Annotated in this window: 12 protein-coding genes; 3 read left to right on the plus strand and 9 right to left on the minus strand. The window is 65.8% G+C overall.

The features are described from left to right. The first annotated feature begins 6 nt into the window (after positions 1–6). Together fdh3B and HZZ13_RS18700 are read left to right on the plus strand one after the other, a co-directional pair. Positions 7–603: a formate dehydrogenase FDH3 subunit beta gene (gene fdh3B, locus HZZ13_RS18695; RefSeq protein ID WP_197946740.1), complete on the plus strand. Its 597-nt coding sequence runs from the start codon at positions 7–9 to the stop codon at positions 601–603. Between the two features lie 39 nt (positions 604–642). Further along, a complete protein-coding gene (locus HZZ13_RS18700) occupies positions 643–1,644 on the plus strand; it encodes a formate dehydrogenase subunit gamma (protein ID WP_197960998.1) in 1,002 nt (333 codons plus the stop codon). A gap of 14 nt (positions 1,645–1,658) precedes the next feature. Here HZZ13_RS18700 and HZZ13_RS18705 read toward each other — a convergent pair whose 3' ends face one another. Continuing rightward, positions 1,659–1,862, minus strand: coding sequence for a hypothetical protein (locus HZZ13_RS18705; protein ID WP_197960999.1), 204 nt, complete (start codon positions 1,860–1,862; stop codon positions 1,659–1,661). Between the two features lie 338 nt (positions 1,863–2,200). Here HZZ13_RS18705 and HZZ13_RS18710 point away from each other — a divergent pair, with 338 nt between their 5' ends. Then, a complete protein-coding gene (locus HZZ13_RS18710; protein ID WP_197961000.1) occupies positions 2,201–3,280 on the plus strand; it encodes a HoxN/HupN/NixA family nickel/cobalt transporter in 1,080 nt (359 codons plus the stop codon). Between the two features lie 34 nt (positions 3,281–3,314). Here HZZ13_RS18710 and HZZ13_RS18715 read toward each other — a convergent pair whose 3' ends face one another. The 8 genes from HZZ13_RS18715 to HZZ13_RS18750 are packed head-to-tail and all read right to left on the minus strand — an operon-like array spanning position 3,315 to position 12,289. Continuing rightward, on the minus strand, positions 3,315–4,379 hold the full coding sequence (locus HZZ13_RS18715) for a UDP-glucuronic acid decarboxylase family protein (RefSeq protein ID WP_197961001.1): 1,065 nt from the start codon (positions 4,377–4,379) through the stop codon (positions 3,315–3,317). Positions 4,380–4,390: 11 nt separating this feature from the next. Then, the gene (locus HZZ13_RS18720; protein ID WP_197961002.1) at positions 4,391–5,515 is read right to left on the minus strand and encodes a CgeB family protein; all 1,125 of its coding nucleotides are present in this window, start codon (positions 5,513–5,515) and stop codon (positions 4,391–4,393) included. Continuing rightward, positions 5,512–6,600 carry a CgeB family protein gene (locus HZZ13_RS18725; protein WP_197961003.1) on the minus strand — a complete coding sequence of 363 codons (1,089 nt, stop codon included), beginning with the start codon at positions 6,598–6,600 and terminating at the stop codon, positions 5,512–5,514. Before HZZ13_RS18725 ends, HZZ13_RS18720 begins: the two co-directional genes overlap by 4 nt. Further along, a complete protein-coding gene (locus HZZ13_RS18730) occupies positions 6,597–7,727 on the minus strand; it encodes a CgeB family protein (RefSeq protein WP_197961004.1) in 1,131 nt (376 codons plus the stop codon). Before HZZ13_RS18730 ends, HZZ13_RS18725 begins: the two co-directional genes overlap by 4 nt. Next, positions 7,724–8,836, minus strand: a complete 1,113-nt coding sequence (locus tag HZZ13_RS18735) for a glycosyltransferase family 4 protein (RefSeq protein WP_197961005.1) — start codon at positions 8,834–8,836, stop codon at positions 7,724–7,726. Before HZZ13_RS18735 ends, HZZ13_RS18730 begins: the two co-directional genes overlap by 4 nt. After that, a complete protein-coding gene (locus HZZ13_RS18740; RefSeq protein WP_197961006.1) occupies positions 8,833–10,119 on the minus strand; it encodes a TIGR04295 family B12-binding domain-containing radical SAM protein in 1,287 nt (428 codons plus the stop codon). Before HZZ13_RS18740 ends, HZZ13_RS18735 begins: the two co-directional genes overlap by 4 nt. Beyond that, positions 10,116–11,177, minus strand: a complete 1,062-nt coding sequence (locus HZZ13_RS18745) for an NAD-dependent epimerase/dehydratase family protein (protein ID WP_197961007.1) — start codon at positions 11,175–11,177, stop codon at positions 10,116–10,118. Before HZZ13_RS18745 ends, HZZ13_RS18740 begins: the two co-directional genes overlap by 4 nt. Beyond that, positions 11,177–12,289 (minus strand): NAD-dependent epimerase/dehydratase family protein, encoded by a 1,113-nt coding sequence (locus tag HZZ13_RS18750; RefSeq protein WP_197961008.1) that lies wholly within the window; start codon positions 12,287–12,289, stop codon positions 11,177–11,179. Before HZZ13_RS18750 ends, HZZ13_RS18745 begins: the two co-directional genes overlap by 1 nt. Between the last annotated feature and the right edge of the window lie 42 nt (positions 12,290–12,331).

Here is a 12,331-nt window from a genome sequence, read left to right on the forward strand (position 1 = left end):
ACGACGATGGCTCGGATGAAATTTCTCTGCGACGCTGATCGCTGCATCGAGTGCAACGCCTGCGTCACCGCCTGCAAGAACGAGCACGAGGTGCCCTGGGGTATCAACCGGCGGCGCGTCGTCACCATCAACGACGGCAAGCCGGGCGAGCGCTCGATCTCGATGGCCTGCATGCACTGCACGGACGCTCCTTGCGCGGCGGTGTGTCCGGTGAACTGCTTCTACACCACGGCCGATGCCGTGGTGCTGCACTCCAAGGACCTCTGCATCGGCTGCGGCTATTGCTTCTACGCCTGTCCGTTCGGCGCGCCGCAATATCCGAAGGTCGGAAACTTCGGCTCCCGCGGCAAGATGGACAAATGCACCTATTGCGCCGGCGGCCCGGAGGCCGACGGCAGCAAGGAGGAATACGCGAAATACGGTGCGAACCGGCTGGCCGAAGGCAAGCTGCCGCTGTGCGCCGAGATGTGCTCGACCAAATCCCTGCTTGCGGGCGACGGCGAGATCATCGCGCAGATCTACAAGGAGCGCGTCATGAAGCGCGGTTACGGCTCGGGTGCATGGGGCTGGAAGACCGCATATCGCGAGACAATCGAGTCCTGACGTGGGCAGCCGAAGGGCGCGCAAGACCGGGAGGACGTGATGACGTCGTTTGGAAGGTTCATTCGTCTGGCGCTCGGCGCCTGGGCGCTGCTTCTTTTGGTGAGCATGGCGCCCGCGAGCGCTCAGCAGGTCAATCCGACCGCGAGCTCGGTCAAGGAGCAGCAGCTCCTGCAGGAGCTCAATCGGATCCAGGGCCGCGTCAGCATTCCCGATCAGCGCTCCGGTGTGCTCGAGCAGCCGCAGGGACGGGAGTGGCGGGAGTTCCGCAATGTGACGCTGCGCTGGATCGGCGGCATCGCCATCCTCGGCACGATCGCCGCCATCGTGATCTTCTATCTCACCGTCGGGATGGTGCGTCTCGAATCCGGACGGTCCGGCCGCACCATCGTGCGCTTCAACGCCTTCGAGCGCTTCGTGCACTGGCTGACGGCGACCTGCTTCATCGTGCTGGCGATTTCCGGGCTGAACATCACCTTCGGCCGGCCGCTCTTGCTGCCGCTGATCGGATTTGAAGCGTTCTCGGAATGGTCGCAATGGGCCAAGTACGCGCACAATTATCTGAGCTTCCCGTTCACGCTCGGCGTCGTCCTGATCTTCCTGATGTGGATCGGCGGCAATATCCCGAACAAGGTGGATATCGAATGGGCCAAGCGCGGCGGCGGGCTGATCGGACATGACCATCCGCCGGCCTACCGCTTCAATGCCGGCCAGAAGATGATCTACTGGATCGTCGTGATTGGCGGCGGGCTGGTCGCAGCGTCGGGCTATGCGCTGATGTTCCCGTTCTACGGCACGGGGATCGAGGGCATGCAAATGGCCCAGATCGTCCACTCCATCGTGGCGGTCCTGTTCGTCGCGGCGATGATCGGGCACATCTATATCGGCACAATCGGCATGGAAGGCGCGTTCGAGGCGATGGGCTCGGGCGAAGTCGACGTCAACTGGGCGCGCGAGCACCATAGCCTCTGGCTCGACGAGCAAAAGGCACGAACGGGACCGAACGACGGGCAGCCGCAACCCGCGACCGCAGCGGCCGAATAGGGCGAGCCTGCCGCCTACCGCGCCGGCTCTTTCGCAAACAAGACGGAGCGGTCCTGCAGCTCCTGCTCGGGAAGCTTGTCGGCCTGGCCCGTCTGCATGTCTTGAATGGACCCCACGCCGGCCTGGCCAACATGAGGCACTGCACGCGGCCTGAACACGCTGTTGGCCGCACCGGCGAGAAGCATGGCTGCAATAAGCGAGAGCATGAGGAGTTTCATGCGCGTCTCCGTCTGCCATCTCCACCCGGCACGATGAATACATCCGGATCGTCGAATCGGATGTGAGCCGCTTCACAGCGATCGGTTCCACTTGCGCGGGCGGTCCGAGCTCCCCCCTGACGACCGTCAACTTCGTCGCCAAAGTGGATATCTGCTTGCCAATAGAAGCGCCCCATTCCGCATCGATACCGTGATCGGTTGATGCCGAATTCTTCCATGAGGCCAGCCATTTGGTTCGCAATCCGTCGGCTCGTCAGGCGTCGGCGCGAAACTGGTCCGGCTCTTGCTCTTGCCAGTATGAGAGATTTTGATAAACGTCATACTGCAAAGGCGGGCGAATGGAACGAGCAGCGATGCGGACTTTGCGGGCGGTCGAGCCCGGAACGGTGGCGCTGCTCGGCGGGCTCGTCGCTGCCAACCTCGCCGCATGGGCCTGGGCCCTCACGCTGTTCGGCGAGCGGCCGACGGTGATGGCGACCGCCTTGCTGGCCTGGGTGTTCGGCCTGCGTCACGCCGTCGATGCCGACCACATTGCCGCCATCGACAACGTCGTGCGCAAGCTGATGCACGCCGGTGAGACGCCGCGCAGCGTCGGCCTCTATTTCGCGCTCGGCCATTCCACCGTCGTCGTGGTGGCGACCATGCTGCTGGCGCTGGGCGTCGTGAGCCTCGGCGGCGACAGCCTGCTCAAGGAGGTCGGTGGCCTCATCGGCACCTCGGTCTCGGCGCTGTTCCTGCTCGCGGTCGCCGCGATCAATCTCGTCATTTTCGCCGGCCTGTGGCGGACGTTTCGCGCGGCGCGGGAGCAGGGCGTTCACGATGCTGCCCAGCTCGATGCGCTGCTTGCCGGCCGTGGTGTCCTGGCGCGGCTGCTCGGACCGATGTTCCGCCTGGTGACGAAGCCCTGGCACATGTACCCGCTCGGCTTCCTGTTCGGCCTCGGCTTCGACACCGCGACCGAGATCAGCCTGCTCAGCATCTCCGCCAGCGAAGCCGCGCGCGGCGCCTCGCTCGCCGATGTGCTGGTTTTCCCCGCGCTGTTCGCTGCAGGCATGGCGCTGGTCGACACGGCCGATTCCGCGCTGATGGTGAGTGCCTATCGCTGGGCCTTCGTCGATCCCTTGCGCAAGCTCTGGTACAATCTCACGATCACCGGCGCCTCCGTGGCGGTTGCACTGTTCATCGGCGGGATCGAGGCGCTCGGCCTGATCAGCGATCGTCTCGGCCTCTCCGGCGGTGCATGGGCGCTGGTCGAGGACCTCAACGAGTCGCTTGCCAATGTCGGCTTTGTCGTGATCGCGCTGTTCGCGGTCGCATGGCTCGTCTCAGTCGTGCTCTATCGCCGCATGTTCGCGAACGTCCGTCGCCGCGCCGGCACGAAAGTCCTGGAATGCGCCGATGCGACCGAGGTGGCCTAGGCTGCCCGACTTACGCGATCATTCGGCGACGTCCTTACGACTGCTCGGACATCGTCAGCCGGCTGCGTGCTGGAGGGCGCGTCCTGCGCGCGGCGATGGCCGGCACGAGCGTCGGCGATTCCCCGGCGAGGCGGAGCGCGAAATAGGCAATGGTCGCTTGAAGGCCGTCCTTCAATGCCACCCTCGGACGCCATCCGAGAATCTTCTCTGCGGCATCGATCACGGGCTTGCGGCGCTTGGGATCGTCCTTAGGCAGCGGCTCGAAGCGCAGCGGGGAAGCCGATTCGGTGCATGCCAGCACTTCACGGGCGATGGCCTCGATCGTGACCTCGTGCGGATTGCCGAGATTGCACGGACCGGCGACCGAGGCGGGGCTCTCCATCAAGAGCTGAAGCCCCCGCACCAGATCATCGATGAAGCAGAAGCTGCGGGTCTGCGTGCCCTGGCCGTAGATCGTGATCGGCTCTCCGCGCAGCGCCTGCACGATGAAGTTGGAGACGACGCGGCCGTCGTTTTCGAGCATGCGCGGGCCGTAGGTGTTGAAGATGCGCGCGACCTTGATCTCGGTCCCGTGCATGCGCCGGTAGTCGAACATCAGCGTCTCTGCGGCGCGCTTGCCTTCGTCGTAGCAGGCCCGCGGCCCGATCGGATTGACGTTGCCGAGATAGGATTCCGGCTGCGGATGCATCTCCGGGTCGCCGTAGACCTCGCTGGTGGAGGCCTGAAGAATCCGGGCGCCCTTCTGCCGCGCCAGTTCGAGCAGGTTGATCGAGCCGAGCACACAGGTCTTCATCGTTCCGACCGGATCGACTTGATAGTGGCGGGGCGAGGCCGGGCAGGCGAGGCTGTAGATCCGGTCGATCTCGCCGTCGATCTCGATGGCATCGCGCACGTCATGCTCGATGAAGCGGAAGTTCGGATGGTTGAGGAGGGGGCGGATGTTGCCGGTGGTCCCCGTAAACAGATTGTCCAGGCAGATCACCATGCTGCCGCGTTGCAGGAGCGCATCGCAGAGATGCGATCCGATGAAGCCGGCGCCGCCGGCGACGACGACCGTCGGCGAGCGGCGGGATGCGTGGATTCGGGTCTGGAGTGTCATGATGTGGCCTTTCAGAGCTGGGCGACCTGCATGGGGCGAACGACGGGGAGCGGCGCCGTCTTGCGGCGGCGCCGCGCAGCGGCCTCGGCATAATAGGTCTCGAGCTGTCGCGCGCGATGGTCGGGGGTGTGGTCGGCGAGAACCCGCCGCCGCGCGTTGTGCGCGATCGTGCGCCGTTGCTCCTCCGGCATGTCGCGCAGGATCTCGACGACCTCGCGTGGGCCGGTCGCCAGCAGGATTTCCTTCGACGGCGCGAAGATCGTCTCGATCCCGGGCCACCGGTCCGAGATCACGGGCGTGCCGCAGGCGGCGGCCTCGAACAGCCGGACGCTTGGGGAGAAGCCCAGTGCCTTCATGTCGGCGCGGGTGGCGTTCAGCGTGAAACGCTGAGCCGCGTAGAACTCCGGGTGCTGCTTCGGCGAGAGGTGCTCGATCCGGGCGACGTTCGCAGGCCAGGCGATATTGTCCGGATATTGCGCGCCGGCAATGACGAATTGATCGGACGATAGCGTGCGCGCCGGTGCAAGCAGCAGCTCGTCGAGAACGGGCTGCCGGTCCTCGCTGTAGGTGCCGAGATAACCGAGCGCCCATTTCGGCTGCGCCTGCTTCGGTGCGTAGGTCGCCGCGTCCGCGCTGCAATAGAGCGCACGCGCGAGCGGACTGCCGTAGCCCTGCTCGATCATGCCAGGCACCGGTCCGCCAGTGAAGGAGAGATAGAGATCGAAGCGCGGGATCATTGCCGCCGAGAGATAGTCGACGCCTTGCTCCAGCCGCGCCAGAGTGACCGGCGTGTCGATGTCGTAGAACGCGGTGACGCCCCTCGCGTGGGTCGTGGTCCATTCGGCAAGCGCGATGCCGTCGGGGACATAAGAGCCGATGATCACCAGATCGGCATCACGGATCAGCTTGCCGAACTGGCGCGGAACATCCTTCGAAGATTGGTACAGCTCGACAGCCCAGGCAGAGGGCTTGGTCAGGTCACGGTGATCCCGATACCAGGGCACGTCCCGCTCCAGGAACGTGATGCGGTGACCTCGTCGCGCCAAGGCTTCGATCAGGGCGCGGTAGGTCGTGGCATGACCGTTGCCCCAGGACGAAGTGACCGAAAGACCGATGACGACGATGGAGAGATTCATTCTGCTGCCTCGATTCGGGAGCTGTTGGCGACGAAGAGATCGTTGAACTGGCGGGCGCGCTGCCGATAGGTGTGCTGGCTGAGAATGCGTGCGCGGGCGCGGCGGGCGATCGAACGGGCCCGCTCTGGATCGAGCGCGGCGAGGTGCTCTGCCACCTCGGCGCCGTCAGCGGCGACCAGCACCTCGCGGCCGGGTTCGAGGAAATGATCGATGCCGGTCCATTGGTCCGTGATCAGGCAGGCCCCGGCGCCGATCGCTTCGAACACCCGCGTCGGCGGCGAGAACCCGTAGCGCGCCATGCTGTCGCGATTGACGTTGAGCGTGGCGAACCCGGAGCCGAAGAACGCGTTGTGGTCGGCGGTGCCGACATGGCCGACCTTGCGCAGATTGCTGGGGGCGTCCCTGTCGTCCCAGCCGGAGCCGCCGAGCACGAAGGACTTTTCGGGCAGGCGGCGTGCAACGTCGAGGAAGAAATGCTCGACGCGCTTCTCGCGGTCAGGCAGGCGGTTCGCCAGCAGGCTGAGATCGCAGGCGAAGCGCGGATTGGGCGGCGAGGGAAAATGCGTGGCCGGATCGAGCGCGTTGTAGATCGGTACGCAGTCCCGCGCGCCCACAGATCGATATGCGGATACGACGCCCTCGCCGCCGCCATAGGTCAGGACCATATCGTAGCACGGGATGGCGCGGCGCAGATGATGTTGCGGATCGCTCTCCATCGCCTCGAGGGTGGCGGGAGCATCGACGTCCCAATAGATCCGGGTGAGCCGCGTCGGCAGCGCGGCGACGGCGTTCTCCAGCTCGAGATCGAAGACGCCGACGCCGCTGGCCTTGACCAGCATGCCGGCCGATTGTGCGGCCTGGTCGAGCGAGCGGCGCCAGCCGTCCGAGGTCGCGGGATAGACGACCACCCTGGCCCAATCCGGCTCATCGATGTCGCGATGCGACTGGCGCTCGAAGGCGTCGGGTTCGTAGAAGGTGACCTCGTGCCCGAGCGCCGCGATCTCCTTCAGCATGCCGCGGTAATAGGTGGCGGCGCCATTCCAGTAGGACGAGACGAGGCTGGATCCGAAGAAGCAGATCTTCATGCAACGGCTCCGATGTCGTGCTGAGGCCGTGCCGAACGGCCCGAATCCCTGAGGTCGGTGACGATGTCGATGAGCTGCTCGGCGCGGTGGCGGCAGGTATGACGATCCCTGATGACCTTCAGGCCGGTCTTCACCATCGCAGCAGAGAATTCCGGATCGTCGATGACGGTACGAAGCGCTTGGCTCATCTGCGCGCCGTCGGCAACGCTGAGATAAGCCCCCTCGGGGAAGAGGCCTTCCGCATCCGACCAGGGTGCTGAAATCAGGGGAATGCCGCAGGCCAGCGCCTCGAACACGCGGATCGTCGGGATGCCCGGCAGCAGGGCCACGTAAGGCCCGCGCGGCACATGAATGGTCGCGCGCGCGCCGGCGAAGGCGACGGGGGCCCAGTGCGCCGGCAGCCAGCCGCCATAGCGGATGCCTGCGCTCCTGATGGTGTGGATTGCGTCGTCCGAGTAACGGACGCCATGGACGCTGGCGCGGAGCTTCAGCTCCGCCACGGGCTTGACCAGGAACTCGTTCAGCTCGGCGCTGCGCTCGCCGTCGCCCCAATTGCCGATCCAGACCAGATCGTCGGTGCGCTCGACCTGCGGCAGCGGATGATACAGCGCGACGTCGGCGGCCTCGTGCCATGTGAAGACCCGGTCGGCCCAGCCGAGCTTCAGATAGATCTGCCGAAGCACCTCGCCGAAGGCGAGCACGCCGTCGAATCCGTCGAGATCGAATTGCGCAAGCTCGTCGGGTGCACTGACCGCGCGGTGATGGGTGTCGTGGAAGAGCAGGGTGAAGGACCCGCCTTGCGCGCGCCTGCGCCCGATTTGCGCGATCAGATCGGGCGAATTCCATTCATGCACGACGACGAGATCAGCGCCATCGAGCGTCCGCTCCAGATCGAGGCCGGTATCGTAGCGGAGGATGTCGATGCCGGAAAAGAGCGCCGGAATGTCGTCCATGGCATGGCTGCCGCCTTCGCGGATTGCGTTCAGCCGGCTCCAGCCGTCGATGGGCTCGAACACGACGACCTCATGCCCAAGCGCATGGAGCTCGCGCGCATAGCCGCGCAGGAAATGCGCGTTGCCGTTGTTCCAGCAGGAGGTGAAGGCATGATAGAACAGGACGCATTTCATGCGCGCACCTCGATATCGCTGGCCGCCGCGCCTGTCCTGCGCGATGCGGTCAGGTCCCGGTAGAGACCAAGATAGGCGCTTGTCATGCGCCTCAAGGAATAGGTCAGGGATTGCTCATAGGCGGCGCGCTGCAGCTTTGCTCGCCCCGTATCGTCAGCGCAAAGTTCTGCCAGCATCCGGTGCAGCGCCTCGCTATCGGCCGGATCGACGAACAAGGCGGCGCCGCGCCACAATTCCCGGAACGTCGGGATGTCGGAGAGGACCAGCGCGCAGCCCGCGGCGGCGGCTTCCAGCACCGAGAGGCCGAACGGTTCATAGAGCGCGGGGCTGACGAAGATCGCTGCATGCTGCAAGCGCGTCTCCAGGGCCTCGTGCGGCAGCTCTCCAAGCCAGGTGACACCCGTGGACAGAGGTGCGTCGACAGGGCCGGCCACCTCGACCGGCCAATCCAGTCCGGGTGCGGCGGCGGCGAGCGTTTCGATGTTCTTGGCACGATCCCACAGCCGTCCTGCCGCGAAAATCAGGTCCTGCTTCCGTCCAGAGGGGGCGCGAGGCGCAATTCCGTTCCAGATCACGGCGCCGCGCGATCGCGGCTGGTAGATCGCCGTGATGTCGTCGTGAAAGGCCCGGCTCGGACAGACCCAGGCCTGCGCCATGTCGAGCGCCGCGGCGACCCGCTCGCTGTAGCGGCGCCATCTCGGCTCGCTTAGCCAAGCCGTATCATGGCAGGCGAGTGCCCAGGAGTTCACGCAGGAATGCGCCACCAGCACGGTCGGGGCGTGCCAGGCGAAGGTCGCTTCGCGAAAGCTGTTCAGATGCACGACGTCGGGCATCAATCTGGCTTCGAGCTTCGCAAGCACGCGCCTTGCGTCGGAAATGTTTCGCCCCTCCGGGTCCTGCCATTCGAGTGCGAGGTCCGTCTCGACCAGGTGCACGCGGGTCTCGCGCGGCCTCTGACGTTGATCGACGCGCGCCCGCGGGCCCAGCGTCACGAGCGTGACGTCGGCACCGGACGCAGCGAGGCTGGTGGCGAGGGCGCAGGAATAGGTCCAGACGCCGCCAACCGTGTCGGTCGTCATCATGATCCTGATGTCGGCGCCAGCGCTCATGAGGCCACCTGGAGTTCGAGCGTGTCGAGCGGGACTGGCCGATCGTTCTGCACGTCGCTGAACTGGTCGAACATCGCGAGATAGTGCCGGTGCGCGCGCTCCCAGGCGACATCGTCGGGCTCGCCCCAGAGCTTGCGGTAGTCGGGCGAGCCGGGATAGGGATAGAGCGGCACCGGATCGTTGGCCCAGACGCCGGCATCCTGCATCGTGCGGCGCCAGCGCTGCACGACGGGATCGTCATCCTCGGGCACTTCGATCAGATTGGCCTGCACGAAGGGGACGTGGCGGCGGGCTTCGACCAGCCGGTCGGCGAGCTGCTCCGTGGTCATCTTGCAGTTCTTGGCAAGGGCCGCGCGCCCTTCCACGGTGAGGCTCTCGATGCCGGCTTCGATCGAGGCGCAGCCGGCGCGCCCGAGCAGGGCGAGCATGTCGGGCTTCCACAGATCGATCCGCGTTTGCACGCCGAACTTCAGCCCGCGCGTCGTCAAGCCTTCCAAAAGTTCGCGGTTGGGAAGGAAGATCTCGTCGATGAAGTAGACGTACTCGATGCCGTGGCGGCGCAGACGATCGATCTCGTCGAGAATGACGGCGGGCGGCCGCTTGCGATAGGCGTTGCGGAAATTCTCCTTGGCGCAGAACGTGCAGTTGTACGGACAGCCGCGCGAGGCCTCCACCTCGGCACCCGGCGCCGTCGGCGCGGCCTCGAAGCGGTGATGATGGTGATGGTGACGCCTGATCATCTCGTCGGGCCAATCGAGCGCGGGCTGATCGCCGAACGCGACCGCCTGCGGGCCGCCATTGACCCGGAGCGACGCACCGTCGAGGAAGCACAGGCCCGGAAAGTCCCGCTCGCCATTGGCGAGACGCAGCAGGGACGCCTCGCATTCGCCCATCACGACGATGTCGACGCCGAGCTTCTTCAGGGCGGTCTTCGGCGTGGTCGAACCGTGCGGGCCGACCGCGATCAGGGTCGGCGCAAGGTCCCGCACCGCGATCGCGAGCTGCTGCGGCACGCGCAGCTCGGGCGGCGCGCAGCGCCAGAACAGGTAGGTCGGTGCGGTGGTGAAGACGATCTGGTCGGGACGGAAGGCGCGCAGCTCGGCCTCGATCTCGCGAAGCGAGAGATCGAACATATGCGCATCGAGCAGCAGCGTGTTGTGGCCGGCCGCCTTCAGATAGTGCCCGGAGATGCCGAGCTCGAGCGGCAGGTGAGGCGAGCGGCAGCCGAAATAGATGCTGCCCGAAAAATCCCAGTTCGGATTGATGAGGGCGACCCGCGTCATGCCAGGGCCTCGCTTCTGTTCTGTGATCCGAAGCGGCTGTCGAGCCAGGTGTGGAGCGAGCGCAGGCCGTCGGCGAGAGGCATTTGCGGCGTCCAGCCGAGCGCGGTGGCGAGCGCCCGCGTGTCGGTCACGTACCAGGGCTGATCGCCCGGTCGCCAGTCCGCAAAGCGATAGCTGACCTTGCGGCCCGTCAGCTCGGTGATGCGGTCGATCAACTCGAGCAGGCTGACCGCATTGGCCGGACCGCCGCCGAGATTGAAGACGCGCCCGCGGGCCAGCGCGATGTGGTCGAGCGCCGCGAGCCAGGCGCTCACCGCATCCGACACGTGCAGCGCGTCGCGGACCTGCTTGCCGTCGCCATAGATCGTCAGCGGATTGCCGCTTATGGCGCTGAGCAGGAAGTGCGCGATCCAGCCCTGGTCCTCGGTGCCGAATTGCCGCGGCCCGTAGATGCAGCTCATGCGCATCACCACGGTCTGCAGTCCGAACACCCGGGCATAATCGTGGACGTATTGATCGGCGGTGCCCTTGGAGCATCCATAGGGGCTGTAGAAATCCAGCGGTGCGTTCTCCGAGATGCCGCCAGCGAGCAGATCATTGGCCGGCGTGTAGCGGCGGCCGGTCAGCGCGATCTCGCTGTCCTCGATCAGGCGCCCGTAGACCTTGTTGGTCGAGGCGAAGATCACCGGAGCCGAGGCGTTGTGCAGGCGGACGGCTTCGAGCACATTCAGCGTGCCGCGCGCATTGATCTCGAAATCGGCCGAGGGATCGCTGACACTGTCGGTGACGGCGACCTGGGCCGCGAGGTGCAGCACGGCCCGCGCCTCGCGCACAGCGTCGATCACCGGAATGGGGTCGCGGATATCGGCCAATGTGATGGTGACGCGGTCGCCATGCCAGGATTTCAGCCATTGCGCGTTCTCGCGCACGCCGGCGCGGGCAAGATTGTCCAGCACCAGCACGCGGTCGCCGCGCTCGGCGAGACGGTCGGCGAGATTGCAGCCGATGAAGCCGCAGCCGCCGGTGACCAGGACGGGTCTGTAGTCTTGCTCACTCATCACGCAACCAACCCTCGTTGCAGCAGCTCACGCGTCGCCCGCTCCGCCTGATCGTCGGCGATCTGGTCGGCGAGGTACCCGGCGAGCTCTTCAAGGCCGTTCTTGAACGCGACATGCGGCTCGAAGCCGAGCAGGTCGCGTGATTTGCCGATGTCGGCAAAGCAGTGGCGGATGTCGCCGGCACGGTATTTCCGCGTGATCTCGGCAGCGATCTCCCGCCGTCCCATCACCTCAGCCAGATCCTCGGCCACCGACAGGATGGTGCGGCTTTGGCCCGAGCCGACGTTGAAGACGTCCTGGCTATGCTCGGATTCGAGCGCCATGCGGCAGGCGCGGGCGACGTCGTGCACGTGGACGAAATCGCGCCGCTGCAGGCCGTCCTCGAAGACGAGCGGCGGCCGACCGTTGAGCAGCCGCGCGGCGAAGATGGCCAACACGCCGGTATAGGGATTCGACAGCGCTTGCCGTGGACCGAACACGTTGAAGAAGCGCAAGGCGACGGTCGGAATGCCGTAGGCTTTGCCTGTGATCAGGCTCATGCGCTCCTGCGCATATTTGTTCAGCGCGTAGATCGAGCTCAACGACGGCTGCTTGGTCTCAGGCGTGGGCACGGGATCGAGCGCATGGCCTGCATGATCCCGCAACTCCCACTCTCCCTGGCGAAGCTGCGCGATCGGCCGTTCGTCGCAAGCGACGACGTTGCCGACGGCATCGCGATAGAGGCCTTCGCCGTAGATGCTCATCGATGACGCCACCACCAGACGTGCGACCGGTCGCTTGGCCAGCGCCTGCAGCAGCACGGCGGTGCCGAGCTCGTTGGCCCGGACATAGGGCTCGATGTCGTACATGCTCTGGCCGACGCCGACGGCTGAGGCGAGATGCAGCACCATGTCGGCGCCGCGCAAGGCCTGTTCGACGGCCGCAGCATCGGTGACGTCGGCAACCACGAGCTCAGCGTCCTCGGCGAGATAGGCAGGCCGCTGACGGTTGCCGCCATGGACCTGCGGAGATAGATTGTCGAGAAGTCGGACCTCGTAGCCGGCCGCAAGCAGCACGTCGGCCGTGTGCGAACCGATGAATCCCGCGCCCCCAGTCATCAATACTCGCGTCATTCACCGCTCCGTGCCGCATGGAACCGATCCGTGCGGGACCGG

It is taken from the genome of Bradyrhizobium agreste, assembly GCF_016031625.1.
Lineage (GTDB): Bacteria > Pseudomonadota > Alphaproteobacteria > Rhizobiales > Xanthobacteraceae > Bradyrhizobium > Bradyrhizobium agreste.

What these genes read in the sequence shown, in the direction of transcription:
- HZZ13_RS18715 (WP_197961001.1), bottom strand. Translation starts at nt 4,379, where the DNA reads ATGACACTCCAGACCCGAATCCACGCATCCCGCCGCTCGCCGACGGTC.
- HZZ13_RS18735 (WP_197961005.1), bottom strand. Translation starts at nt 8,836, where the DNA reads ATGAGCGCTGGCGCCGACATCAGGATCATGATGACGACCGACACGGTT.
- HZZ13_RS18750 (WP_197961008.1), bottom strand. Translation starts at nt 12,289, where the DNA reads ATGACGCGAGTATTGATGACTGGGGGCGCGGGATTCATCGGTTCGCAC.
- HZZ13_RS18710 (WP_197961000.1), top strand. Translation starts at nt 2,201, where the DNA reads ATGGAACGAGCAGCGATGCGGACTTTGCGGGCGGTCGAGCCCGGAACG.
- HZZ13_RS18740 (WP_197961006.1), bottom strand. Translation starts at nt 10,119, where the DNA reads ATGACGCGGGTCGCCCTCATCAATCCGAACTGGGATTTTTCGGGCAGC.
- fdh3B (WP_197946740.1), top strand. Translation starts at nt 7, where the DNA reads ATGGCTCGGATGAAATTTCTCTGCGACGCTGATCGCTGCATCGAGTGC.
- HZZ13_RS18700 (WP_197960998.1), top strand. Translation starts at nt 643, where the DNA reads ATGACGTCGTTTGGAAGGTTCATTCGTCTGGCGCTCGGCGCCTGGGCG.
- HZZ13_RS18705 (WP_197960999.1), bottom strand. Translation starts at nt 1,862, where the DNA reads ATGAAACTCCTCATGCTCTCGCTTATTGCAGCCATGCTTCTCGCCGGT.
- HZZ13_RS18745 (WP_197961007.1), bottom strand. Translation starts at nt 11,177, where the DNA reads ATGAGTGAGCAAGACTACAGACCCGTCCTGGTCACCGGCGGCTGCGGC.
- HZZ13_RS18730 (WP_197961004.1), bottom strand. Translation starts at nt 7,727, where the DNA reads ATGAAATGCGTCCTGTTCTATCATGCCTTCACCTCCTGCTGGAACAAC.
- HZZ13_RS18720 (WP_197961002.1), bottom strand. Translation starts at nt 5,515, where the DNA reads ATGAATCTCTCCATCGTCGTCATCGGTCTTTCGGTCACTTCGTCCTGG.
- HZZ13_RS18725 (WP_197961003.1), bottom strand. Translation starts at nt 6,600, where the DNA reads ATGAAGATCTGCTTCTTCGGATCCAGCCTCGTCTCGTCCTACTGGAAT.